Origin of the sequence: Brevundimonas sp. NIBR10 (genome assembly GCF_027912515.1) — a bacterium.
In the GTDB taxonomy this organism is placed as follows: Bacteria; Pseudomonadota; Alphaproteobacteria; order Caulobacterales; family Caulobacteraceae; genus Brevundimonas.
This window is the reverse complement of sequence record NZ_CP115464.1, coordinates 1-22395: the sequence shown is the minus strand read 5'-3', so window position 1 is coordinate 22395 and position 22395 is coordinate 1. Positions and strand designations below refer to the sequence as shown.

24 protein-coding genes are annotated in these 22395 nt (G+C 68.1%); 9 read left to right on the top strand and 15 right to left on the bottom strand.

Features of this window, described 5'->3' with window-relative positions; all coding sequences use genetic code 11:
• The first annotated feature begins 7 nt into the window (after nucleotides 1-7).
• Together O5K39_RS00120 and O5K39_RS00115 are read left to right on the top strand one after the other, a co-directional pair.
• Nucleotides 8-448 carry a response regulator gene (locus O5K39_RS00120; protein WP_271145278.1) on the top strand — a complete coding sequence of 147 codons (441 nt, stop codon included), beginning with the start codon at nucleotides 8-10 and terminating at the stop codon, nucleotides 446-448.
• Nucleotides 445-972 carry a BLUF domain-containing protein gene (locus tag O5K39_RS00115; RefSeq protein ID WP_271145277.1) on the top strand — a complete coding sequence of 176 codons (528 nt, stop codon included), beginning with the start codon at nucleotides 445-447 and terminating at the stop codon, nucleotides 970-972. The genes O5K39_RS00120 and O5K39_RS00115 overlap by 4 nt, the downstream gene beginning before the upstream one ends.
• Before the next feature lie 6 nt (nucleotides 973-978).
• Here O5K39_RS00115 and trxB read toward each other — a convergent pair whose 3' ends face one another.
• A complete protein-coding gene (gene trxB, locus O5K39_RS00110) occupies nucleotides 979-1998 on the bottom strand; it encodes a thioredoxin-disulfide reductase (RefSeq protein ID WP_271145276.1) in 1020 nt (339 codons plus the stop codon).
• 73 nt (nucleotides 1999-2071) lie between these two features.
• On the opposite strand from trxB, the gene O5K39_RS00105 reads away from it, so the two are divergent.
• Nucleotides 2072-2368: a hypothetical protein gene (locus O5K39_RS00105; protein WP_271145275.1), complete on the top strand. Its 297-nt coding sequence runs from the start codon at nucleotides 2072-2074 to the stop codon at nucleotides 2366-2368.
• Here O5K39_RS00105 and O5K39_RS00100 read toward each other — a convergent pair.
• From O5K39_RS00100 to O5K39_RS00070, 7 genes are all read right to left on the bottom strand, one after another.
• Nucleotides 2365-3357, bottom strand: a complete 993-nt coding sequence (locus tag O5K39_RS00100; RefSeq protein ID WP_271145274.1) for a mitochondrial fission ELM1 family protein — start codon at nucleotides 3355-3357, stop codon at nucleotides 2365-2367. The two genes, O5K39_RS00105 and O5K39_RS00100, sit on opposite strands and share 4 nt — an antisense overlap.
• Nucleotides 3348-3821, bottom strand: a complete 474-nt coding sequence (gene greA / locus O5K39_RS00095; protein WP_271145273.1) for a transcription elongation factor GreA — start codon at nucleotides 3819-3821, stop codon at nucleotides 3348-3350. Before greA ends, O5K39_RS00100 begins: the two co-directional genes overlap by 10 nt.
• A 150-nt stretch (nucleotides 3822-3971) precedes the next feature.
• The gene (locus O5K39_RS00090; protein ID WP_271145272.1) at nucleotides 3972-4169 is read right to left on the bottom strand and encodes a hypothetical protein; all 198 of its coding nucleotides are present in this window, start codon (nucleotides 4167-4169) and stop codon (nucleotides 3972-3974) included.
• Nucleotides 4170-4232: 63 nt separating this feature from the next.
• Nucleotides 4233-4898: a glutathione S-transferase gene (locus tag O5K39_RS00085; RefSeq protein WP_271145271.1), complete on the bottom strand. Its 666-nt coding sequence runs from the start codon at nucleotides 4896-4898 to the stop codon at nucleotides 4233-4235.
• Nucleotides 4899-4961: 63 nt separating this feature from the next.
• Nucleotides 4962-5186: a cysteine protease gene (locus tag O5K39_RS00080; protein WP_271145270.1), complete on the bottom strand. Its 225-nt coding sequence runs from the start codon at nucleotides 5184-5186 to the stop codon at nucleotides 4962-4964.
• A gap of 83 nt (nucleotides 5187-5269) precedes the next feature.
• Entirely contained in the window at nucleotides 5270-6583 is a 1314-nt protein-coding gene (locus O5K39_RS00075; RefSeq protein ID WP_271145269.1) for an amidohydrolase, read from the bottom strand.
• The gene (locus O5K39_RS00070; RefSeq protein ID WP_271145268.1) at nucleotides 6583-8769 is read right to left on the bottom strand and encodes a discoidin domain-containing protein; all 2187 of its coding nucleotides are present in this window, start codon (nucleotides 8767-8769) and stop codon (nucleotides 6583-6585) included. The genes O5K39_RS00075 and O5K39_RS00070 overlap by 1 nt, the downstream gene beginning before the upstream one ends.
• Before the next feature lie 109 nt (nucleotides 8770-8878).
• On the opposite strand from O5K39_RS00070, the gene O5K39_RS00065 reads away from it, so the two are divergent.
• Nucleotides 8879-10186, top strand: a complete 1308-nt coding sequence (locus O5K39_RS00065) for a dicarboxylate/amino acid:cation symporter (RefSeq protein ID WP_271145267.1) — start codon at nucleotides 8879-8881, stop codon at nucleotides 10184-10186.
• A gap of 13 nt (nucleotides 10187-10199) precedes the next feature.
• On the opposite strand, the gene thrS is transcribed toward O5K39_RS00065, so the two are convergent.
• From thrS to O5K39_RS00045, 4 genes are all read right to left on the bottom strand, one after another.
• Entirely contained in the window at nucleotides 10200-12122 is a 1923-nt protein-coding gene (thrS, locus tag O5K39_RS00060) for a threonine--tRNA ligase (protein ID WP_271145266.1), read from the bottom strand.
• Entirely contained in the window at nucleotides 12119-12373 is a 255-nt protein-coding gene (gene yidD, locus O5K39_RS00055; protein WP_271145265.1) for a membrane protein insertion efficiency factor YidD, read from the bottom strand. The genes thrS and yidD overlap by 4 nt, the downstream gene beginning before the upstream one ends.
• 38 nt (nucleotides 12374-12411) lie before the next feature.
• Nucleotides 12412-12867: an iron-sulfur cluster assembly scaffold protein gene (locus O5K39_RS00050; RefSeq protein WP_271145264.1), complete on the bottom strand. Its 456-nt coding sequence runs from the start codon at nucleotides 12865-12867 to the stop codon at nucleotides 12412-12414.
• A gap of 209 nt (nucleotides 12868-13076) precedes the next feature.
• Nucleotides 13077-13889 carry a tetratricopeptide repeat protein gene (locus O5K39_RS00045; protein WP_271145263.1) on the bottom strand — a complete coding sequence of 271 codons (813 nt, stop codon included), beginning with the start codon at nucleotides 13887-13889 and terminating at the stop codon, nucleotides 13077-13079.
• 140 nt (nucleotides 13890-14029) lie between these two features.
• On the opposite strand from O5K39_RS00045, the gene O5K39_RS00040 reads away from it, so the two are divergent.
• Nucleotides 14030-14518, top strand: a complete 489-nt coding sequence (locus O5K39_RS00040; RefSeq protein WP_271145262.1) for a peptidase S1 — start codon at nucleotides 14030-14032, stop codon at nucleotides 14516-14518.
• A gap of 104 nt (nucleotides 14519-14622) precedes the next feature.
• On the top strand, nucleotides 14623-16008 hold the full coding sequence (locus O5K39_RS00035; protein ID WP_271145261.1) for a leucyl aminopeptidase family protein: 1386 nt from the start codon (nucleotides 14623-14625) through the stop codon (nucleotides 16006-16008).
• A gap of 618 nt (nucleotides 16009-16626) precedes the next feature.
• On the opposite strand, the gene O5K39_RS00030 is transcribed toward O5K39_RS00035, so the two are convergent.
• Nucleotides 16627-16758 carry a hypothetical protein gene (locus tag O5K39_RS00030; RefSeq protein WP_271147230.1) on the bottom strand — a complete coding sequence of 44 codons (132 nt, stop codon included), beginning with the start codon at nucleotides 16756-16758 and terminating at the stop codon, nucleotides 16627-16629.
• On the opposite strand from O5K39_RS00030, the gene O5K39_RS00025 reads away from it, so the two are divergent.
• Together O5K39_RS00025 and O5K39_RS00020 are read left to right on the top strand one after the other, a co-directional pair.
• The gene (locus O5K39_RS00025) at nucleotides 16744-18000 is read left to right on the top strand and encodes a M10 family metallopeptidase C-terminal domain-containing protein (protein ID WP_271147199.1); all 1257 of its coding nucleotides are present in this window, start codon (nucleotides 16744-16746) and stop codon (nucleotides 17998-18000) included. The genes O5K39_RS00030 and O5K39_RS00025 overlap by 15 nt on opposite strands.
• Before the next feature lie 136 nt (nucleotides 18001-18136).
• Complete coding sequence (locus O5K39_RS00020) at nucleotides 18137-18943, top strand: NlpC/P60 family protein (RefSeq protein ID WP_271145260.1); 807 nt, start codon at nucleotides 18137-18139, stop codon at nucleotides 18941-18943.
• Between the two features lie 374 nt (nucleotides 18944-19317).
• On the opposite strand, the gene O5K39_RS00015 is transcribed toward O5K39_RS00020, so the two are convergent.
• Nucleotides 19318-20055: a cytochrome c family protein gene (locus O5K39_RS00015; RefSeq protein WP_271145259.1), complete on the bottom strand. Its 738-nt coding sequence runs from the start codon at nucleotides 20053-20055 to the stop codon at nucleotides 19318-19320.
• 184 nt (nucleotides 20056-20239) lie between these two features.
• On the opposite strand from O5K39_RS00015, the gene O5K39_RS00010 reads away from it, so the two are divergent.
• Nucleotides 20240-20962 carry a 3-deoxy-manno-octulosonate cytidylyltransferase gene (locus O5K39_RS00010; RefSeq protein WP_271145258.1) on the top strand — a complete coding sequence of 241 codons (723 nt, stop codon included), beginning with the start codon at nucleotides 20240-20242 and terminating at the stop codon, nucleotides 20960-20962.
• Here the strand turns inward: O5K39_RS00010 and dnaA are convergent.
• Nucleotides 20959-22395: a chromosomal replication initiator protein DnaA gene (gene dnaA, locus O5K39_RS00005; protein ID WP_271145257.1), complete on the bottom strand. Its 1437-nt coding sequence runs from the start codon at nucleotides 22393-22395 to the stop codon at nucleotides 20959-20961. The two genes, O5K39_RS00010 and dnaA, sit on opposite strands and share 4 nt — an antisense overlap.

The window sequence follows — 22395 nt, the reverse complement described above, 5'->3', positions numbered from 1 at the left end:
GCGTTATTTGGCGGAACGTCGATCAAGCAACCCGGCTGTAATGACTGCGCGCATTCTCATTATCGAAGACGAGGCCCTCGTGGCCATGGAACTTCGGTTTGTGCTGGAGGATCTCGGTTATGAGGTCGTCGGCAGCGCGGCTGATGCCCGGACCGCGCGCGATCTGGCCAAACAGGCTGCGGTCGATCTGGCGCTTGTCGACATCCATCTGTCAGATGGGCCCACCGGCGTGGACCTCGGCCGCGACCTGGCCCAGGAAGACGGTGTGACCGTCGTCTATATGACCGCGAACCCCGGCATGGTCCGCAACGGCGTGGCCGGCACCATCGGTGTCCTGTCCAAGCCTTCGGACGAGCGCGCGGTCGAGCAGACCGTCGCCTACGCTCTGGGCCGACGTCAGGGCGTCCCTGTCGAATACGCACCGCCTGAACTGCAGCTGTTCGCGTGACGGTCAAACTGTCCATCGGCGGCCTGTCCGACAACGGCGCGCTGGCCCAACTCGTCTATCGCAGCACCAGCGTCACCGGCGTGACCAGCGCACTGGAGATGTCCGACATCCTGGCCGAGGCCCGTCCGCGCAATGCCCAGCTGGGTATCACGGGGATCCTGACGGCTGTCGATGGCATGTTCGTGCAACTGATCGAGGGCCCGGTCGCAAACATCGAAGGCCTGCTGGTCCGCCTGGCCCAGGACCGACGCCACACCGATCTCGAGGTCGTGGATCGTCGCCTGACCGACGATCGCGCCTTCGGCGACTGGGACATGGTCAGTCCCCGCTTTGCACCCGCCGAGCTGACCGCCCTGTCGAAGCTCCTGGCGAGCGGAGCGCCGTCGCTGGATGACTTGATCGAGGTCCTGTCCAGCGCGCTGAAGCGGCAGGAGGCCGTGATGGAAGGCCGCGATCGCCCGCTCGGTCAGGCTGCGCTGACCGAGCCCGGCTTCCTGGCAGACAGGGTCGAACCCGAAATCTGATCGGGCCTACCAGACGCCGATCTTCTGGGCCTCGTGGTGGCTGATCGGGTGGTGGGCCTTGGCGTGATCAACCTCGGCCAGAAACCGCACGGCGTCCAGAGCGGCCATACAGCCCATGCCGGCGGCGGTCACGGCCTGGCGATAGATGTCGTCGGTCACGTCTCCGGCAGCATAGACGCCCTCGATCGCCGTGGCGGTCGAGCCCGGCTTTACCACCAGATAGCCGCCCTGTTTGGTCTCCAGCTGGCCCTCGAAGAGCTCCGACGACGGGGCATGGCCGATGGCGATGAAGACCCCGTCCGCCGCAACGACCTGTTCAGTACCCGACGTCACGTCCGACAGTCGCACGCCGGTGACGTTGGAGGCGATGCCGTCGCTCTGGCCCAGGATTTCCTCGACCTTGTGGTTCCAGATCACCTCGACCTTGGGATGGGCGAACAGACGGTCTTGTAGGATCTTCTCGGCCCGGAACTCGTCCTTGCGGTGGACGACCGTGACCTTCGCCGCGAAATTGGTCAGGAACAGCGCCTCTTCGACGGCGGTATTGCCGCCGCCGACCACGACGACAGTCTTGCCGCGATAGAAGAAGCCGTCGCAGGTGGCGCAGGCCGAGACGCCGAAGCCTTGGTATTTCTGTTCGCTGTCGAGCCCCAGCCATTTGGCCTGGGCGCCGGTCGAAATGATCACCGTCTCGGCCAGGAGCTCGGTGCCGGAATCCAGCTTCAGCCGGAACGGACGCGACGACAGATCGGCAGAGACGACGATGTCCTCGATCACCTCGGCCCCGACATGCTCGGCCTGGGCGCGCATCTGGTCCATCAGCCAGGGGCCCTGGATGGTCTCGGCGAAACCCGGATAGTTCTCGACGTCGGTGGTGATGGTCAGCTGGCCGCCCGGCTGAAGCCCCGCGATGATCACCGGCTCCAGCATGGCGCGCGCCGCATAAATGGCGGCGGTCCAGCCGGCGGGGCCCGAGCCGATCACGGCAAGGCGGACGGAACGGGGTTCGGAGCGGACTTGGGTCATGGCCGCCTATGTAGTGGCTGATTCCGTTTCGTGCGATGCTGTGACGACAAACTGTTCACAGGCGGAGGCGCGTATGGCGCAGTCGAGTTTCATGGGCGTCGGGATCGGGCTGGGCCTGGCCCTGGGCGCGGCCTTCGGGATCATCACCGACAACCTGGCGCTGGGCCTGGGGGTCGGCGTTGCGATCGGGGCCGGACTGGGCGTTGCGATCGACGCGAGCAAGAACAAGGCGGCCGCGCGCAAGAATGACGGCGGCGACGGCGGGGTTGTCACCACGAGTGACAGCGGCGGACGCGACAAGTCGGCCGACAATGACGGCGCGATGGATGGTGGCGACGGCGGCGGAGATGGTGGAGGGGGCGGGGATTAACCCCGCGCGCCCATCGCCTCCAGCACGGCGCGGGCCGCACGGTCGGTCTCGCGCAGGGGCCCATAGGTCCAGGTTTCCAGCACCCCGTCGAACGGCCGGGTCGCGCCGCGTTCCTCGAGGTCGGCGTGCAGGGCGGCGAACTTTCCGGGGGCCTTCAGCGGAACCATGGGCAGGATATGCACCGGCTTGCCGGTCGAGGCGGCCTCGGCGGCCATGTTGGCGCTGTCCTCGGTCACCAGGATGTGGTCGGCAGCGTCCAGCCAGGCGAACAGCGGGTTGGCCCCCGTCCCGTCCCAGATCAGTCCGGGCAGGGCCTTAAGCCGCTCTGTCATCGCGGCGCGCGCCGCATCCGGCGTCCGGCGCGAATAGGTCAGCAGCAGGGAGCCCCCGACCGCCCGGACCGCTCCCGCGATCTCGTCCGCCATATCTGCCGCATGGGCCTCGGGCAGATCGAACGCCCTGGACCGCCCGCCGATCAGGACGGCGACGCGCGGGTGGGGCAGGGGGTCGATCTGATCGGCAAATGCCGGGGCGGCCTCCGCCATTCGCTCGGGCGTCACGCGATGGGGCGAGCCGGTGATAGGAAAGACATTGTCGCCCTCCAGGTCGTCATGCGCGGGGGCCACGACCATGTCGAACCGCGCGGGGTTCAAGCGAGGGTCCTGGGTCTGGACGACGAAGGTCTTGCCCCCGCTCAGGCGGCGCACGCCCAGCGACAGCGGCAGGGTCGCCCGGCCGGTCGCGATCCACAGGTCGGGCCATGCCTCGCCGGGCGCGGGGAAGGGGTGGTCTGACGTCGGGTCCAGCATGGCCGGCGTCTTCAACGCGACCGGCAGCCGGTCGAACAGCGGCCGCCAGCGGATGCGTTTGTTAGTGATCTCTGCGGGGGTCAGGCGCTGGATCGCCTCGGCGAGGCCCAGCGCCTGATTCTCGATTCCCGCGCGGCCGTCCGAGACGACCTGGATTCGCAGGGGTGAGCCTACTTCCACTCGACCTTGAGGATCTCATAGGCCTTGACCCCGCCGGGGGTGTTGACCTCGACGACGTCGCCGACCTCCTTGGAGATCATGGCGCGGGCGATGGGCGAGGAGATTGAGATCTTGCCCGCCTTCACATCGGCTTCGTGCTCGCCGACGATCTGGTAGCGGCCCTCGTCCTCGGTGTCCTCGTCGACCACGGTGACCGTGGCGCCGAACTTGACCTGGCTGCCCGACAGTTTCGAGACGTCGATGACCTGGGCGCGGCTGATCTTGTCCTCGATCTCGGCGATCTGGCCTTCGATCCAGCCCTGGCGTTCCTTGGCGGCGTGGTACTCGGCGTTTTCCGAAAGGTCGCCGTGTTCGCGCGCTTCGGAAATCGCCGCGATGACGCTGGGACGCTCTACCGACTTCAACTGCTTCAACTGGTCGTCGAGGACGCGATAGCCCTCGCCCGTCATAGGCACTTTTTCCATAGGGATCAGGAGTTTCTTGGATATCGCCCGGGGTACCGGAGGCGGACTGAAGGGATTGTCTCGAGAAAGGAGCGGTCGCTGGGCGCGCGCGACCGGCCAAAGAGACTAGGGCGCCTGACGGCAAAACTCAAGTCAGAGGCGGATTTGCCGTCAGGACGGGGTCACATCGCGCGACCGCCGCTGGCTCAGCATCCTTTTGGCGATGCTGTAGGTGACCCAGCCGAGCGCCGCCGCCCCGACCAGGGCAAAGACGAACGACACCAGCGCCACCCCCGCCGAGATGAAGGCGATGACGAAGGCGATGGCGGCGACGACGCCGAGTGTGATCTGGAGGGTCTGGATACGCATCCGTCGTTAACGCGGCCCGACCCCGCCGGTTGCCCAGATCACCGCAATGTCGGACGCGCCGCCTCAGGCGTAGGCGTAGGGCCCGCCCCGTTCCAGCGCCCGCTGATAGGCCGGGCGGGCGTGGATGGTCTGGAGGAAGGCCTTGAGTTTCGGCTTTTCGGGACCGAACGGCACGCGGCTGGAGGCGGCCTCGATCGGGAAACTCATCATGATGTCGGCGGCGCTGAACGCATCGCCCGCAAACCACGGTGATCTGGCCAGTTCGCCTTCCCAATAGGCGGTGTGTGCCGCGATCTGCGGGTCGATGAAGCCGGACTGAGCTTTGGACGACACCGCCTTGACCACCGGGCGGACCAGGCCGGGCGCGCGTCCGGGCAGGGCCCCGAACACCAGCTTGAGCAGCAGCGGTGTCATGGCCGACCCCTCGGCATAATGCAGCCAGTAGGTCATCCGCTTGGCCGCCTCTGTCCCGGCGGCGGGCATCAGGGCGTTGCCGGGGTTCTGGGCCAGGATGTGCTCGATGATGGCCCCGGTCTCGGCGGTGGTGCCGGTCTCGTCCTCGATCACCGGCGACTTGCCCAGGGGGTGGATGGCGCGCAACTCTGGCGGGGCCAGCATGGTCTGGGCATCCCGCTCATAGCGTTTGACCTCGTAGGCGACGCCCAGTTCCTCCAGCAGCCACAGCACCCGCTGCGAGCGCGAGTTGTTCAGGTGGTGGACGGTGATCATGGCGCGCTTCCTCGTTTTCGCCAGCTTACGCCGGTTGACGCGAGGGAGCGCAAGCCTCGTGAGTCAGACGCGCCGTCCGCTCCAGCGGGTCCGGCTTTGCGGGCGAGGCGGAGGCGGGGCCGCCGTCGCTTGCGGCCCGGTCGGCACGGCCTTGTTGCGGTGCTGCTGATACAACTCCCAGGCCAGGGTCGCGAGCGCCAGCTTGCCCGCATGACGTCCGGCGAACCGACGTCCGCCCTTCGAGATCAGCAGGCCGCCGAGGACAGTGGCGATACGGGACAGGGCCATGGGTCTTCTCCAGATTGCCGGGATCAACGCCGATCCGACGGCAAAGGTTCAGCCCAAGCGGCAAGACGCCTCAGCCTGTGGGATCAGCTCTTGGCCAGCAGCGCCAGCCCTGCGACCACCATCGCCTCCGTCCCCGTGGTGACCGAGGGTTCGGGGTCGATCTTGAACAGGGGCGAGTGGTGGCCGGGGGCGGTGTCCACCTCGGCAGCGGGGGTGCCTCCGACGCTGAAATAGACGCCCTTCACATCGCTGTCGGGGGTGACGAAATAGGCGAAGTCCTCCGCCCCCATCCCGGTACGCGGCTGGTCGATCAGGACGCCGTTCCCCATGGCGGCGACGATCGCGTCGCGAACCCGCTGCGCCGTTGCCGGGTCGTTGTGGGTCGCCGGCGTGGTCTCGGTCGGGGACCGGACGACGTCGGGCAGCTTGTCCTCGGGCACGCCCAAGGCCTCGGCCGTACCGCGCGCGACCCGGTCGATACCATCCAGCAGCCGGGCCCGGACCTCCGGCGTGTCGGCCCGGACGGTCAGTTGCAGATCGACGCGGTCGGAGATGATGTTGTGCTTGATCCCGCCGTGGACGGCGCCGACGGTGACCACGGCCCCCTCCAGCGGATTGATCTCGCGGCTGCGCAGCGACTGCAGATTGACGACGATGGACGAGGCGACCAGCACCGGATCGACGCCCAGGTGCGGATAGGCACCGTGCGTCCCCACGCCGTGGACCGCGATATCGACGCTGTCCGAGCTGGACGAAACGATGCCCAGGGGCACCTCGACCCGGCCCGTCGGCAGGTCCGCCGCGACATGGAAGGCGATCGCATAGTCGGGCTTGGGAAAGCGGGAATACAGGCCGTCCTCGATCATGGCCCGGGCACCGAAGATCCGCTCCTCGGCCGGCTGGACGATCAGGACCAGGGTGCCGGACCAGTCACCCTTGCGCTCCATCATCTGGCGCGCCGCCCCGACCAGGGCGGTGATGTGAACATCGTGGCCACAGGCGTGCATGACCGGCTTCTCGGTCCCGTCGGCATCGACCTGGGTCACCGTCGAGGCATTGGCGAGGCCGGAATTCTCCTTCAGCGGCAGGCCGTCCATGTCGGCTCGCATCATGACCGTGGGGCCGTCGCCGTTCCTCAGAACCGCCACCACGCCCGTTCCGCCGACCCCGGGGGTGACGTCATAGCCCAGACCGGTCAGCAGCGCCGCCATCCGGGCCGAGGTCCGCACCTCCATGCCCGACAGTTCAGGGTGGCGATGGAAGTCGTCGAAGATGGCGCTGAGGCTGGTCTCGTAATCCCGCTGGATTGCGTCCTTGAGACTGTTCGAGGTCTGGGCGGTGGCGGAACTGGCCGCGGCAAGAATCATCAGGGCTGCGGTCGTCGCCAGTGTGCGCATCAATCGTCCTTGGGGTCGGAGGAGGGTTCGGGGGAGGGGGGAGGAACCTCGGGATCGGCGGGCTCATCGGCGGCCGGCGCTGTTGTGGAAGGCGCTGGCGTGGATGGCGTGGTCGCGGGTGCCGTCGATGCCGGCTCCGATCCAGGCGGTGTCGCCGCATTGCCGCTGGCCGGCAAGCCTGTGCCCGACACGGCCGGGCCGCCGCTGATGTAGACGGGCGGGATCACGGTCACGATCGTGCCGTCGGGCCGCACCGTTGTCGCACCCTCGGTGGAGGGGCCGGGCGAGGTCTGGGCCCGCACCGCCGTCGTCCCCCCCGCAGGGACCGAGGCGACCGCGCTCAACGGCGAGACGCCGGTGTCGCCGAACGCCTCGACCGCGAAGAAATAGTCGACCCCGACGTTCAGCGCCCCGATCTCGACCTGCCCACCGCGCGCGGCCAGTTCGTCGGCCCAGACCTGATAGGTCAGGTGCAGCCTGTCGGCCCTGACCCCCCAGCGGATATTGTAGCCCAGGATACGCCCCCCCGTCGGATCGGCGACCGGGGCGACCCTGACCGTGGCGTTCCTCTGGTCCGTGCCGCGCGTGACGGTGATCTCGGCGGGGGCAATGGGAACGGAGCCCGTCGCATTGCCGAAGACCCGCAGGTCGGCGATGGCCAGATGGGCACCGGGCGTCTCGCCGTGCTGATAGCGGATGAAGCGCGCCCGCGTCGGGCGCTCGGCCTGGACATAGGCGTTGGGGCTGTCGCGGTTGGACGACATCCGGTTGGCCAGGGTGAACCATTGCTCGCCGTCCAGCGACCACTGGATACGGAACCGGGTCCGCTGGTTCGGAGCGTTCTCGAACATCCCGGACTGGTAGTCGGCATAGTTGACCTGGACCGACTGAACGACCTTCACGCCGCCGAGGTCGAGGGTCAGGGTCTGGTCCGGGGTGTTGCTTTCCGCGACCCAGAAGGTGCGGGGATCCTCATCCACGGCCCGGTCGGCGGTGAACACGCCTTCGGTCGAGGAGGCGGTCGCCATCGCCTTGTACGACAGAGGCATCCAGCCGGTGAACAGGGTCTCGGGGTTCAGCACCGGCCCGTCCGGCGTCCGCTGCGGGAAGTCGCCGAACCGGCTCGAGAAATACAGCTGGCCGTCGGTGTGGAAGGCACCCGGGAACATCGCCACCCGGCGCTCGAAGCTCCAGTTCAGCCCGATCCAGGCCCCGCCGGTGTTCCACCAGTTGCCGTAGCGGTCCTGGAAGGTCGAGCCGTTGCCGGCCCCCTGGACGAAGCCGCCGGGCTTGTAGCTGGTCGGGTTCCACGGCGCATAGGTGAAGGGTCCTAGCGGTGACGTCCCGACATAGGCCCCGTTGGCCGAGCCGTTGTATTCCGCGCCGGGTGCCGAATATTGCAGGTAATAGCGCCCGCCGTTGCGGGTCATCGAGGCCCCGTCGATATAGGGGGCGACCGGCGTGCCGTCCGGCAGGGTGCCCGAATGGTCCTGGCCGTACCGCTCCCAGCCGTGACGGGCCGGATCGAGCCGGAACATGGTCGTCGGCTCGTCGATGAAGGCCATGGGCGAGATCGGATCGATCTCCGATCCGTACAGCGGAAATACGTCGGACGACCCCCAGTACAGGTACCAGCGATTGTCGTCGTCGATAAACAGGTCGGGCGACCACGGCCCGGCCGGCAGGTCGGTGTTGGGGCCCGGCGCCGGGTCGCGTCCGGTCACGGCACCGGGGATGCGCGGCATGCGGCGGGTATAGAAGTCCCACCGCCCGGTCTCGGGCCGGTCGCTGGCCAGCATGCCCAGCGGATCCAGCGACGACTGCATCAGATACAGCCGCTCTCCGTCCGACACGGCGGCGGGCCCGACAGACCCGTCCAGCGGCCAGCGACTGGGCTGGACGAAGCTCCATTCCGCCAAGTCGCGCGACACCCAGTATCCATCGGCCTGGGTCACGAACAGATAATAGCGGTCCTGATGCAGGACCACGGTCGGTTCGGCCCCGGTGCGATAGCTGACGCCCTCGTGGGTCTGCTCGAAATTGTATTTGTAATCGATGTCGACCGGGTTGGCCCAGGTCCGCCCGATCGACTGGGCGGCGGCGGGCCCGGCGGCCAGCATCGACACCAGGGGGGCCGTGGCGGCGGTAAGCAACAGGGCGGCCAGGACCGGGAACGATACGCGCATGTCGCGATGCTATCACGGCTTTGGCCCGTGGCCATGGGGGGTCGCGCGTGACGCGTGCAACGGGCTCTCTGGCGTCCTGACGCGGGAATGTTAAGGATGACGAATGCCGATGTCTCGCCCCCGATCGCGCCTGCGCGCCCTTCTGTCGTCGATGAGCCTGTGGGTGGTGGTGGCCCTGATCCTGGGCCTGGTCGTAGGGGCCCTTGTCGAGGTGTCAGGGTCGGCGGCGCTGACCGGTGCGATCGAGGCGGTCGAACCCCTGGGCGGGGTCTGGCTGAACGCGCTCAGGATCACCGTCATCCCCCTGGTCTTCGCCATGCTGGTCACCGGGATCGTCTCGATCGCCGACGCGGCCTCGACCGGGCGGCTGGCGGTGCGGGCGCTCGTGGTGTTCGGCATCATGCTGACGGCGTCGACGATCTACGCCATCCTGGCGGGGCTGGGTCTGCTGAACCTCTGGCCGATCGATCCGGTGGCGGGCCAGGCCCTGCTGTCGGGCATCCCCGGCGATACGATCGCCGCCGTGGGCGAGGCCGCCCACACCGACGGCCTGCGGGCCTTTCTGAACAGCCTGGCTCCCTCCAACCTGATCAAGGCCGCAGCCGACGACGGAGTTCTGGGCGTCGTCGTTTTCGCCATCGCCTTCGGCTTCGCCGCGACCCGGCTTGAACCCCGGCTGCGCACCCCGCTCGCCCTGTTCTTCGAGGCGACCGCCGAGGCCGTGGTGGTCATCGTCCACTGGGTCCTGCTGGCCGCCCCGATCGGGGTGTTCGCCCTGGCGCTGGGCGTCGGCCTCAGGGCGGGTGTGGGCGCGGCCGGGGTGCTGGGCCACTACATCGCCATCGTCTGCCTCAGCCAGATCGGCGTCATCATCCTGGTCTATCTGGCGGTGCGGGTCTTCGGAAAGATCGGCTTCGGCCGGTTCAGCCAGGCCATCGCCCCGGCCCAGGTCGTCGCCTTCTCGACCCAGTCGTCCCTCGCCAGTCTGCCGGTGATGGTGGAGCGCGCGCGGGACTATCTGGGCGTCTCCCATGCCTCGGCCGGTCTGGTCCTGCCGCTGGCGGTGGCGGTGTTCCGCCTGACCAGCCCCGTCGCCAACCTGGCCGTCTGTCTCTACGCGGCCCAGTTGTACGGCGTGCCGCTCGGCATCGCGGCCCTGATCGCAGGGGGGCTGACCGCCATCGCCGTCTCGATCGCCTCGGTCGGCCTGCCAGGCCAGGTCAGCTTCTTCGCCTCCGTCGGCCCCATCTGCCTGGCCATGGGCGTCCCCATCGGCGTCCTGCCCCTGCTGCTGGCGGTCGAGGTCATCCCCGACATCCTGCGTACCATCGGCAATGTCACCGCCGACCTGGCCGCGACCCGGATCATCGCCGGGGATGACGAGGCGGAGACGGAGACGGCGGCAGCGGGGATCTAAACGGGGAGAGGCGCTATTTCAGATCCGGCGGCGTCGCCTCTTCCGTCAGGATGCGGATCGCTTCGTCCAGCGACACCACCTGCTGGGCCTGTGAGCCCAGGCGACGGATCGCCACCTCGCCCTTCTCGGCCTCGTTGCGGCCGACCACGGCGATCACCGGTACCTTGCCGACCGAGTGCTCACGCACCTTGTAGCCGACCTTCTCGTTTCTGAGGTCGGTCTCGACCCGCAGGCCCGCCGCGCGGAGTTTCGCCGCGACCTCCTCGGCATAGCCGTCGGCGTCCGAGGTGATGGTCGCCACCACCGCCTGGACCGGCGCGAGCCACAGCGGAAAGGCTCCGGCGTAGTTCTCGATCATGATGCCGATGAACCGCTCGAACGAGCCCAGGATGGCCCGGTGCAGCATGGCCGGCCGGTGCTTCTGGCCGTCCTCGCCGACATATTCCGCCCCCAGCCGCTCGGGCAGGACATAGTCGAGCTGCAGCGTGCCGCAGGTCCATTCGCGGCCGATGGCGTCCTTGACGATGAAGTCCAGCTTGGGCGCATAGAAGGCCCCGTCGCCCTCGGCGATGACCGGTTCGACCCCGGCCAGACGCGCCGCCTCGGCCATCTGCCCCTCGGCCTTGTCCCAGAATTCGTCGGTGCCCGCGCGCTCTTCCGGGCGGGTGGCCAAGTTGATGCGGTGGGTCTCCATGCCGAGGTCGGAATGGATCATCCGGGTCAGTTCGATGAACCGGGCCGTCTCCTCGACGATCTGGTCCTCGCGACAGAAGATGTGGGCGTCGTCCTGGGTGAAGCCGCGCACCCGCATCAGGCCGTGCAGGGCCCCCGACGGCTCGTACCGGTGACAGGCCCCGAACTCGGCCATCCGCAGCGGCAGTTCGCGATACGACCTCTGGCCCTGATCGAAGATCTGGACGTGGCCCGGACAGTTCATGGGTTTCAGCGACAGTACCTCGCCCTCGACCGTCTCGCAGACGAACATGTTTGGCCGGTACTTGTCCCAGTGGCCCGACTTCTCCCAGAACGTCCGGTCCAGAACCTGGGGCGTCTTGACCTCGACATAGCCGGCGGCGTCCAGGCGGCGGCGCATATAGGCCTCAAGCACCCGCCACAGCACCCAGCCCTTGGGGTGCCAGAAGACCATGCCCCGGCCCTCTTCCTGCATGTGGAACAGGCCCATGACCTTGCCGATCCTGCGGTGATCCCGCTTCTCGGCCTCCTCGATGCGAAGCAGGTATGCGTCCAGATCCTCCTTCGAGGCCCAGGCGGTGGCATAGATGCGCTGCAGCTGGGCGTTCCGATGATCGCCGCGCCAATAGGCCCCGGCCAGCTTGGTCAGCTTGAAGGCCTTGCCGACGAACTTCGTCGAGGGGAAGTGCGGCCCCCGGCACAGGTCCTGCCAGGTCGCGCCCTGGTGATAGACGCTGATGTCCTCGCCCTGCGGCAGGTCGCGGATGATCTCGGCCTTGTAGGTCTCGCCCATGGCCTCGAACCGCGCAATGGCTTCGTCCCGGGGCAGGACCTCGCGGCGAATCTTTTCGTCGCGATCGACGATCTCGGCCATCCGCTTCTCGATCTTGGCGAAGTCGTCGGTCGAGAAGGGCTCGTCGCGGGCGAAGTCGTAGTAGAAGCCGTCCTCGATCGCCGGGCCGATGGTGACCTGGGTGCCGGGGAACAGCTCCTGAACCGCTTGCGCCATCACATGGCTGGCGTCGTGGCGCAGGGTATCCAGCGCCTCCGGACTGTCGCGCATGATGATCTTGAGCGCGCCCGACCGGCCCACGGGGGCGTCGAGATCGAGCAGGGTCCCGTCCACCGCGATCAGGGCCGCCTTCTTGGCGAGCGATGGCGAGATCGAGGTCGCCACGTCACGGCCCGTGGCGTCGGCGGGGTACTGGCGCACGGCGCCGTCGGGGAAGGTCAGGTCGATCATGGAAGCTTGGTCTCAACAGGCGGAACCGGGTCGTATCCCGACCCGCCGAAGGGGTGGCATTTACAGAGCCTGCGCACGGTGAGCCATCCCCCTTTGACCGGTCCGTGCTGGATCAGGGCGTCGCGGCCATAGTCCGAACAGGTCGGCAGGAACCGGCAGGACTGCCCGAACCAGGGGGACAGCGTCAGCTTGTAGCCCCGATGGGCCGCGCGGACGCCGCGTTCATAAAAGGATGTGCCGGAGCGGGCCATGATGTCTGCGCATACCCCGCTTCGGGGCCGGGCGGAACTCAGGCGGCGCCGGCGAGGCTAGTTCGCGACGTCCGGGCCATACGCACGGCATCCAGCGTCGCCTCGATCGACACTAGGGTGGAGGCGTGCCGGGCCGGATAGTCGGCGACCAGCTTCAGCGCACGCAGGCCCTCGAACCGACCGACAGGCCCCTCGCCGGCGGATTTCAGCATGGCCAGGGTGGCGTCGCGGGCGGCCTCGATCTCGGGCTCCGTTGACCCGATCACAGCCTCGCCCAACACCCCCGCGGCGGCCTGACCCAGAGCGCAGGCCTTCACGTCCTGAGCGAAGTCGGTGACGCGACCAGCATCATCCAGCACGACATCGACGACCGCCTTGGACCCGCACAACTTGGCCACCCGCTCTCCGGTGCCCTCGGGTGCAGGTAGCCGTCCGCTGTGCGGCAGGTTCGCCGCCAGCGACAGGATACGCGCGCTGTAGAGCTCGTCGATCATGGGGCGTAGATAGTGTGATCAGAACCGGCGATCAAACCGATCCTCCTTTCGTCATTCCGGGCGTAGCGAAGCGGAGACCCGGAACAGGGCGGCGCCGAAGCGAAGCGCAGGCGAAATGCCGGATGCAGACCCGTGCGTTACAGGTTCGCGCTCACGCGCGCCGCCTCGTTCCGGGTCTCCGCTTCGCTGCGCCCGGAATGACGATGAGTCTACTGCCCCTGCAACGAGCCCCAGGTCCGGGCCATGGCCGGCGATGCGCCGTCCGTCTGCACCGGTACCGCGGCCCCCGCCGTCTTGTCGCGCAACCAGGCCAGATTGCGGTCGGCGGCCTCGGGCGGCAGGGCGCGGCGGACGATCTGTTCGGCCTCGCCCATATTGCCTTGCAGACCCAGGACCAGGGCCAGGTTCAGCTGGGTCTTCAGGGTCGCGCCCGGCTGGGCCACGGCGCGACGCAGCAGGACCTCGCCGCCGCGCGCATCGCCCTGGGCGGTCAGGGCCATGGCGGCATTGGTCAGGATGTCGGGGTTGTCGCGCGACAGCCGCAGGCCCTCGTTCCAGGCCGCCTTGCCGTCCTCGATCCGCCGCACCTGGGTATAGGCCACGCCCAGCAGCGACAGCGGCCGCCAGTCGTTCGGCGCCAGGGCCCGCGCCTGTTCCAGCGGCCCGATGCCGTAGAAGGCCTGGCCCCGCGCGATATGGGCGCGCCCGACTTCCAGCATGGCCTCGACGTTGGACGACTGTGTCAGCAGCACGCTCTGGGCCAGGGTCGCGGCCTGATCGTACTGACCCAGTTCCCTCAGGGCCTGGGCCGCCTTGACCCCGGCGACCGGGTCGGACGGATCGATCTCGTTCTGACGGCCCCAGAACACCGAGCGGGTCAGGGGGTCGGCGCGGTCATAGTTGGCCCGCTCGACGGAACCGGCCGGCGTGGGGGTGGCGGCAGGCGCGGGCGTGCGCTCTTCGGCCAGGACGGGGCTGCCGAGAAGGGCGATGGCGGTGGCGAGGATGGCGAGGCGCGACATGGGCGATCCCTGCGTAAATCGAGCGTCGAGAATCCCCTTTCGGCGTCAAGCATTGGTTAACGACCGCCCCTTCAGCTTCCGTTCATCCGGCATCCGGCTTACGATGGTATTCGGGCCTGTTGCCCGCTGGGGGACTATCCATGAAATCAACAATTTCGATGCGCCTCGGCGCGGCTGCGATCGCCTGTTCCATGATGGCGGCGGCGATGCCGGCAGCGGCCCAGGATCCGTCGCTGCGGCCCAATTTCGGCTCGGTGAACCTGAATGCCGGCTTCACGCCCGACCCCTATACGGTGCGGATCACGGCGGGCGGCGACCGCAACGCCAACGATGCCTCCTCACTGGGCGGCGAGTGCGTCGGCATGATCACCGAGGCCCCCGACTTCCGCATCACCTACGGCGCACAGCAGGGCCTGGCCCTGACCATCCGCGTCGACTCGCGCGAGGACACCACCCTGGTGGTCAACGGCCCGGACGGCCAGTGGTACTGCGGCGACGACCTGCAAGGGTCGCTGAACCCCGGCGTCATCTACCGGACCCCGCTCAGCGGCGTCTATGACATCTGGGTCGGCACCTATGGCGAGACCCCGGCCCCGGCCCAGATCCGCATCACGGAAATGGAGCAATAGGCACGGCGATCCTCGTCGCGGTCGAAATGATCGCGGCGACCCGCTAGACCTTACAGGGTCCGGACGTTTCGCGTCCGGACCCTTCTGCATTCTGAGGTTCCGCCATGTCGCTTCATCCTCCGATCCTGATCGCCGAAACCGACGTCGTCGCCGTTCCGGTCCGTCTGGTTGGACCGGACGCCGCGCTGGAAGGCCACGTCGGAACCTGGGCCGCAGCCAATGCCTTCACCGGCAAGGCGGGGCAGATGCTGCTGGTCCCCGGCCATGACGGGGCATTGTCAGAGGTCCTGTTCGGGACGGGCAAGACGTTCGATCCGAAATCCATGCGCGGCCTAGCGGCGAAACTGCCCGGCGGGGTCTATCGGCTGGAGGGCCTCGCCGAGGCGGACGGGGCGGCGGCCGCCCTGGCCTTCCTGCTCGGCGGCTATCGCTTCGATCGCTACAAGACCCGCGACGGCGGCGAGGCCGCGCGGCTGGTCGCGCCCCCCGGCGTCGATGTCGAGGAGACGCTGCGGATCGCCGCCGCCTGTGCTCTCGCCCGGGAGATGGTCGATACCCCCGCCGCCGACATGGGTCCGCTCCAGATCGAGACCATCGCCCGCGAGATCGCCGAAAGCGTCGGCGCCTCCATCGCGGTGATCGAGGGCGACGCCCTGCTCGACGAGAACTATCCCGCCGTCCACGCGGTCGGCCGCGCTGCGACGACCCAGCGCGCGCCTCGGGTCATCGAGATCGGCTGGAACCTGACCCGCACCGACCTGCCGCTGGTGGCCCTGGTGGGGAAGGGGGTGGTGTTCGACACCGGGGGGCTGGACCTCAAGTCCGCCGCCGGGATGCGAAACATGAAAAAGGACATGGGCGGTGCCGCCCACGCCCTGGCCCTGGGACGTCTGGTCATGCAGGCCGGGCTGGGCGTGCGGCTGGTGGTGCTGGTCGCGGCGGTGGAGAACGCTGTCTCGGCCGACGCCTTTCGCCCGGGCGACGTCCTGTCGAGCCGCAAGGGCCTGACCATCGAGATCGGCAATACGGATGCCGAAGGCCGCCTGATCCTGGCCGACGTCCTGACCCGGGCGGGCGAGCATTCGCCGGACCTGACGCTGGATTTCGCCACCCTGACCGGTGCCGCCCGCGTCGCCCTCGGTCCCGACCTGCCACCGCTCTATACCGACGACGAGGCTCTGGCCGCCGACCTGCTGAGCGCCTCGGCGACAGTCGGCGATCCCCTGTGGCGGATGCCGCTGTGGGCCGGCTACAAGCCCTCGATCGACAGCGAGATCGCCGATGTCCGCAACGATTCCGCCGCTTGGGCCCAAGGCGGCTCGATCACCGCCGCCCTCTTCCTCCAGAAATTCGCCCCCGCCACCGGCGCCTGGGCCCACATGGACATCTTCGCCTGGAACAGCCGCAACCGCCCCGGCTGGCCCGAAGGCGGCGAGGCCCAGGCGATGCGCGCCTGCTACGAGATGCTCAAGCGGCGGTATCCGGTCTGACTTTGAAACCGTTAGCGCGCTGTCCATGCGTGTGCCCGTGCCGGTCACGGCAAACGCGATGGAGAAAGCCCTGGAAGCCTCAAGGTTGAACATCGGGATCACCAGGAAGTAGGGTACCGAATACCTCAGGAGCAGTTCATGCCGACATTTACCGGAACAAGCGGCAACGATACGCTCACTGGATCCCTTGGTCCTGATACGATCACTGGACTGGCTGGAGATGACGTCCTGATCGGGCTCGACGCTAGCGATATCCTCAATGGCGGCGATGGTGATGATGTCCTGCGCGGAGGACGAGGCAGCGACACGATATCGGGCGGTGCCGGTCGCGATGTGTTCGTGTTTGTGGCTGGCGATTCCACCAATGGGAGCGCTGACTCAATCTCGGATTTTGAAACCGGCATAGACACGATCATCGTTGAAGGAGAAATTCTCTCTCAAGTCCCCAACTCCGTGAACTCCCTGTACATCGGTCGAAATCCGAATGGGACGACATTGGTGCGAGTGGATCATCCGGGTAGCCAGACGGAAATTGTCGTCACGGGTGCGGTTCAGGCGGGGGACGTAACAGGAAGCGGCGACCGATTTCTTCAGGCGTTCATGAGCGGGTCCTCAGAGTCAGACCTGCTGATCGGAGGTCGGTTGGGCGATACGATCCTGGGTGCTGCTGGCGATGACATAGTTGATGGAGGCCTCGGCGATGACCTCCTTTATGGAGCGGCTGGTACAGACGTTATTGCCGGCGGCCAAGGCAACGATCTACTGGCTGGCGGCGGGGGGGCTGACATCCTCACGGGGGGCACTGGCTCAGACATATTTCAGTATCAGATCTCATCGAACTCGATGGCCGAGTCGTCGGATATCATCACCGACTTCGTGACCCAGTTCGACGCCATCGACCTGACCGCCCTGAGCGCGACCTCGATCAGCGTGGCGCGGTTGAACGGAGCCTCTGTGGTCTATGCCCAGACGCCGGGCGGGGCGTTCCAGTTGTTCGCCACGGGTGCGACGCTGAATGCGAACGACTTCACCTATACGGGATCGTTCGGAGTTTATGTCATCGGCTCGGAGGGGAATGACACCATCGTCGGCTCGTCACGTCCCGATCCTCTTGTCGGCAACGACGGGGCCGACACCATCACCGGCGGCGGTGGCGCGGACGCCATAGCGGGTGGGGCCGGGCGTGACGTGTTCCGCTATGTATCGCAGGGAGATTCCAACCAGACGACCGGGTTCGACAACCTGTACGACTTCGTCACGGGCGAGGACCGGGTCGACCTGCAACTGATCGGCGCGACCTCGATCTCGATCCTGAGGACCGACAACGGCTCCAGCTTCATCTACGCCGAGACGGCCCAGGGCGTGTTCCTGACCACGGCGGCGGGACGGACGGTGCAGGCCACCGACATCACCTATGGCAACGGGTTCGGCATCTATCTGGTCGGGTCGAGCGTCAATGACGTACTGATCGGGACGTCGCTGGCCGATCCGATCGCTGGAGGTGCGGGCAACGACACCATCACCGGCGGGGGTGGGGCCGACGCCATGTTCGGCGACGCGGGGGCGGATACCTTCGTCTATGTGGCGGCCTCGGACTCGACGGCGGCGGCGACGGACGGCATCTTCGGCTTCGTGTCCGGGACGGACAGGCTGGACCTGCGTCTGGTGCGGACCGGGGCGGCGGACACCTTCGGCATCGCCTATCTGCAAGGGGGGTCGTTCCTGTTCGTGGACCTGGGCGGCAACGGCTCGACCGACATGGTCATCGGCCTGGCCAACACGACGCTGGTGGCGTCCGACATCCTGTGGGCAACCGGGGCGATCGGCGAGGAACCGGCGGTCAAGGATGCCGGGCCCCAGACCCTGCCGGGAGCGGACGAGATCGATGTGTTCGACACGGACATGGCCTTCGACCTGTCGCCGCACAGCGGCCGGTACATGCTGGACCTGGAGGGCGCACGCGGCTTCCACGGCCAGGACTGGTATGTGTGAGTTTGCGCGAAGGTCCGCATTCCCTCGGAAGTAGCAGACGCTGAATTCGGCCCGCAATGCATCGAGAACTCCCCGCCCTTAACCGGACCTTGGGATTCCCGTGCGACAACGCCGGTCCAACTGCACGAGCCTTCGCTTGACCCTATCCGCAGCCCTCGATGAGCGCACCGTGCTCGCTCGGCCCGATCTGGCCGAGCTGGGGCTCGAGGGACTCGTACGCGCCAAGGCCTACCGTCCGCTCAGCGCCATGCACGCGACCGTCGGCGTCCTCGACATCCATGACGGCGTCGATCCCGCGACCGCGACCCGCGTCGATCAGCTGCTGTTCGGCGAGGCCTTCGACGTGCTGGACCGGGACGGCGACCGGGTCTGGGGTCGGGCGCGGCGGGACGGGACGGTGGGCTGGGTCAACCGCTGGGCCCTGGCGGCCGGTGCGCCCCTGGCCACCCACCGCGTGGCCTCGGTCTCGGCGGTGCTGCCGCTCAACGCCCTGGTGCATCATCAGTGGTCGGGCGTCGCACTTGAGGACCTGTCGCCCATCGGCGAGTTCGAGACCGATCCCGTTTCGGTCGCCGAACGGATGCTGGGCGTGCCCCATGCCCTGGGCGCGCGCTCATCGACCCTAACCGACTGTTCGGGCCTGGTGCAACAGACGCTCTACGCCTGCGGCCGGGAGGGGCCGCGTCATTCGGACCGGCAGGCCGAACTGGGCCGCGCGGTGGACCGCGCCGACCTGCGACGCGGCGATCTGGTCATCTGGCTGGCCCCGTCGGGCGAAACCGCCTTCACCGGCCATTCCGCCATGGCCCTGGACGGCCAGACCCTGATCCACGCCACCGGCCATCACGGCGCGGTCGTCACCGAGCCCCTGGCGGAAGCCGAGGCCCGCTATGCCGAGGGTGGGTTCCAGCCGCCTGTGTTCCGCCGGCTGGACACCTTCTGATCGGACGCCTGATCCCGGGCCGGATTCGCCGCGCACCGAAAGACAGGAATAAATTCTCCCCTCGGCCTTGCGCTGGATCGTGCCCGCTCCCACCTGCCCCGACAGGTCTTTGAAAGGTTCGGGTCCGAACACCGCATCAGCGATTTGAATTTCTCATAATCTGGCGGTGTAGTCCGTGCCGGCCGTTCAAGTCCTTGATTTGTATGGAGCGCGCCTGGCGGTTTGGCGGTCTGGCGGTCGGTTTTCAGGCCGCCAGTGCCACGATCAGATTGCCCAGAACGACAAAGACCGCGCTACGCCATGAGAGACGCGCGCGGCCTTCGGTCTGTGCGGCGGGATCGGGATCGACCGTCATCCGCGTCGGGTCCGGGGGATCAGCTGTTCGGCGGCGCCGGGCTGGTCGCGGCCGCCGGAGCGGCCGGGCTGGTCTGGGTCGCGGCGGCGCCGACGGGAGCATCCGCCGGAGCGGCGCCGGCCGGGGCCGTTGCGCTATCGGGGGTGGTTTCGGCAGGGGCACCCTCGGCCGGAGCGGCGGCGGGGGCGGCGCCGGGCTGACGGGTGGGATCCGGTGCCGGAATGGCGAAGCCGGTCGAGCCCTGGCTGATCAGATAGGCGATCAGGTTGACCCGGGTCGGGGTGTCACGCAGGCCGGCGAACGACATCTTGGTGCCGGCGACGACCTTCTGCGGGGCCTTGATGAACTCGTCCAGCGCGTCCAGCGTCCAGGTCGCAGTGTCTGCGACATGGCCCTTCATGGCGTCGGAATAGGCGAAGCCGGCGTGGCCCGCGACGGGACGACCGACGATGCCCCACAGGTTGGGACCGATGCCGTTGGGGCCGCCGTTGGAATCGGTGTGACAGGCCTTGCAGCGCGCGAAGGCGGCTTCGCCGGCCGCGACGTCGGCGATCGGCAGGACCGTACCCCAGTCGGGCAGCAGTTCGACTTCCTCGGCGCCGCCCTCGGCCTCTTCGGGCGCGTTGATGAAATAGCCCATCTTCTCGGGCTCATGGGTCGCATACAGGTGCGTGGACACCTGCTGGACGCCGATAATCACGAAAGCCGTCGCCAGACCGGCGCCGAAAATCTTGTTCCACTTCAGATCGCCGCTCATACGCGTCGTCGCATCCCGTCTCTGGGCCCGGACGTACAGCACGATTGCGCTGCACGGATGGGCGATATCCTTGCGTGGGCGTCTCTGACACGGCCCGGCGAGGTTCGCAACCGGCCGGGAGCGGCTTCCCCCTGAAACGATGACGCTCTAGCGTCGCAGCCTAATCCAGTTGCGAAAGACCCGCATGAATCCCCTCGTCCTGATCCCCGCCCGGATGGCCGCGACCCGGTTGCCGAACAAGCCCCTGGCCGACATCGGCGGCAAGCCGATGATCGTGCGCGCCTATGAGGGGGCCCTGGCTTCGGGCCTGCCGGTCGCGGTCGCGGCGGGGGACCAGGCCATCGTGGATGCCATCACCGGGATCGGCGGCACGGCCGTCCTGACCGACCCCGGCCTGCCCTCGGGATCGGATCGCATCCGCGCCGCGCTGGAGGCCCTGGACCCGGACGGCGAATACGACGCCGTCATCAACCTGCAGGGCGACATGCCGTTCGCCGATCCGGGCCTGGCCACCGCCTGCGCGGCCCTGTTGCATGGAGAGCCCACCTGCGACATCGCCACCCTGGTGGCCACGGAGGCCGATCCTTCGGACCGGACCAATGTCGATGTGGTCAAGGCGGTGCTGGCGATCGAGGAGGGCCAGCGGCACGGCCGGGCCCTGTATTTCACCCGCTCGACCCTGTACGGCGACGCCCCCGTCTGGCGTCACATCGGCATCTACGGCTATCGCCGCGAGGCCCTGACGCGCTTCTGCGCCGCCCCCCCGTCGCCGCTGGAGACCCGCGAGAAGCTGGAGCAGTTGCGGGCCCTGGAGATGGGCCTGTCGATCTGGGCCGCCGTTATCGGCGAGGCCCCCCTGTCGGTCGACAACCCGGCCGACCTCGAGGCAGCGCGAAGGCTGGCCTAGCCCCGCAGCTTGCGGGTCAGGGCCTCGACGTCGCGGGCGATCTGGTCGTCGGCGGGCAGCAGTTCCTCGATCTTGCGAACCCCGTGCAGGACGGTGGTGTGGTCGCGCCCACCGAAGCGGCGGCCGATGTCGGGATAGGACCGGGTCGTGTGCTGCTTGCACAGATACATGGCGATCTGGCGCGGCCGGGCGATGGCCCGGGTCCGGCGTTCGCTCAGCAGATCGACCTGCTTCATGTTGAAATGTTCGGCCACCGTCTTCTGGATCTCGTCGACGGTAATCCGGCGCTCTGGGCCCCCGCGCAGGGCCGCGCCCAGCAGGGTCAGGGCCTCATCGACGCCCAGGCTCGACAGGCGAGGACCGGCCGCGGCGGCCAGGGTGTTGACGGCGCCTTCCAGCTCACGGACCGAGCCGGGGGTGCGATCGACCATCTGCTCCAGCACCTCGCGCTGGGCCTCGCCCTGGACCAGGCCCAGGCGGGCAAAGGCCGCAAGGCGGTTCTGGGCCACCGCGATCTTCAGCGCCCGGTCGGCGGGCTCTACGGGGCAGGTCAGGCCGGCGGCCAGGTGGCTGCGCAGCCGGGGCTCGACCTCGGACAGGGCCATGGGCGGACGGTCGGCCGACAGCACGATCCGTTTGCCGTCCTCGATCAGGGCGGTCAGGGTCGAGAGCAGCTCCTCTTGCGTGGAGGCCTTGCCGCCCACGAACTGGACGTCGTCCAGCAGCAGCATGTCGGCCGAGCGGAGGCTCTCCTTGAAGGCGGCGGTCGAACGGTCCTGCATGGCCCGCACGAAGGTCGACAGGAAGCGTTCGGCGGTCAGATAGACCACCTTGGCCTCGGGCCGCAGGCGCTGGGCCTCCCACGCGATGGCGTTCAGCAGATGGGTCTTGCCGTAGCCATAGGGGCCGCAGAAGAAGATCGGGTTGAAATGGCCGTCGGCCCAGGACGCGGTCTGGCGCGCGATGGCCAAGGCGAAGGCGTTGCCTTGCCCCTCCACGAAACTGTCGAAGGTCAGCCGCTCCTGCAGACCGGCGGCACGGACGGCGCGCGGGCCGTCGGTGACCGGGGCCACGGTCGCCATCGGGGCAGGGGCCAAGGCCGGGGAAGCGGTGTCATTGGCGATGTTTACGGACATGGCCGGGGCCGGCGAACCGACCTCGGCGCGGCAACGGACCTCGAGCCGGCGCGACAGGCCGTCCAGGCCCAGCCACAGCTCGTTCATGCGACGCAGGGCGTTCTTGCGCACCCAGTCGCGGGCATAGGCGGTCGGGGTGACCAAGATCAGCTGGCCGGCCGCATCGGCGCGCACGGCCGAGGGCGCGATGTAGGAGCTGAACGGCCCCTCGCCGATTTCCGCGCGCAGTCGCACCGCCGCCTCGGTCCAGATCCGGTCCGGGTCCGTCATGCTCGCCACCGCCAAGCCCCCCTGCAT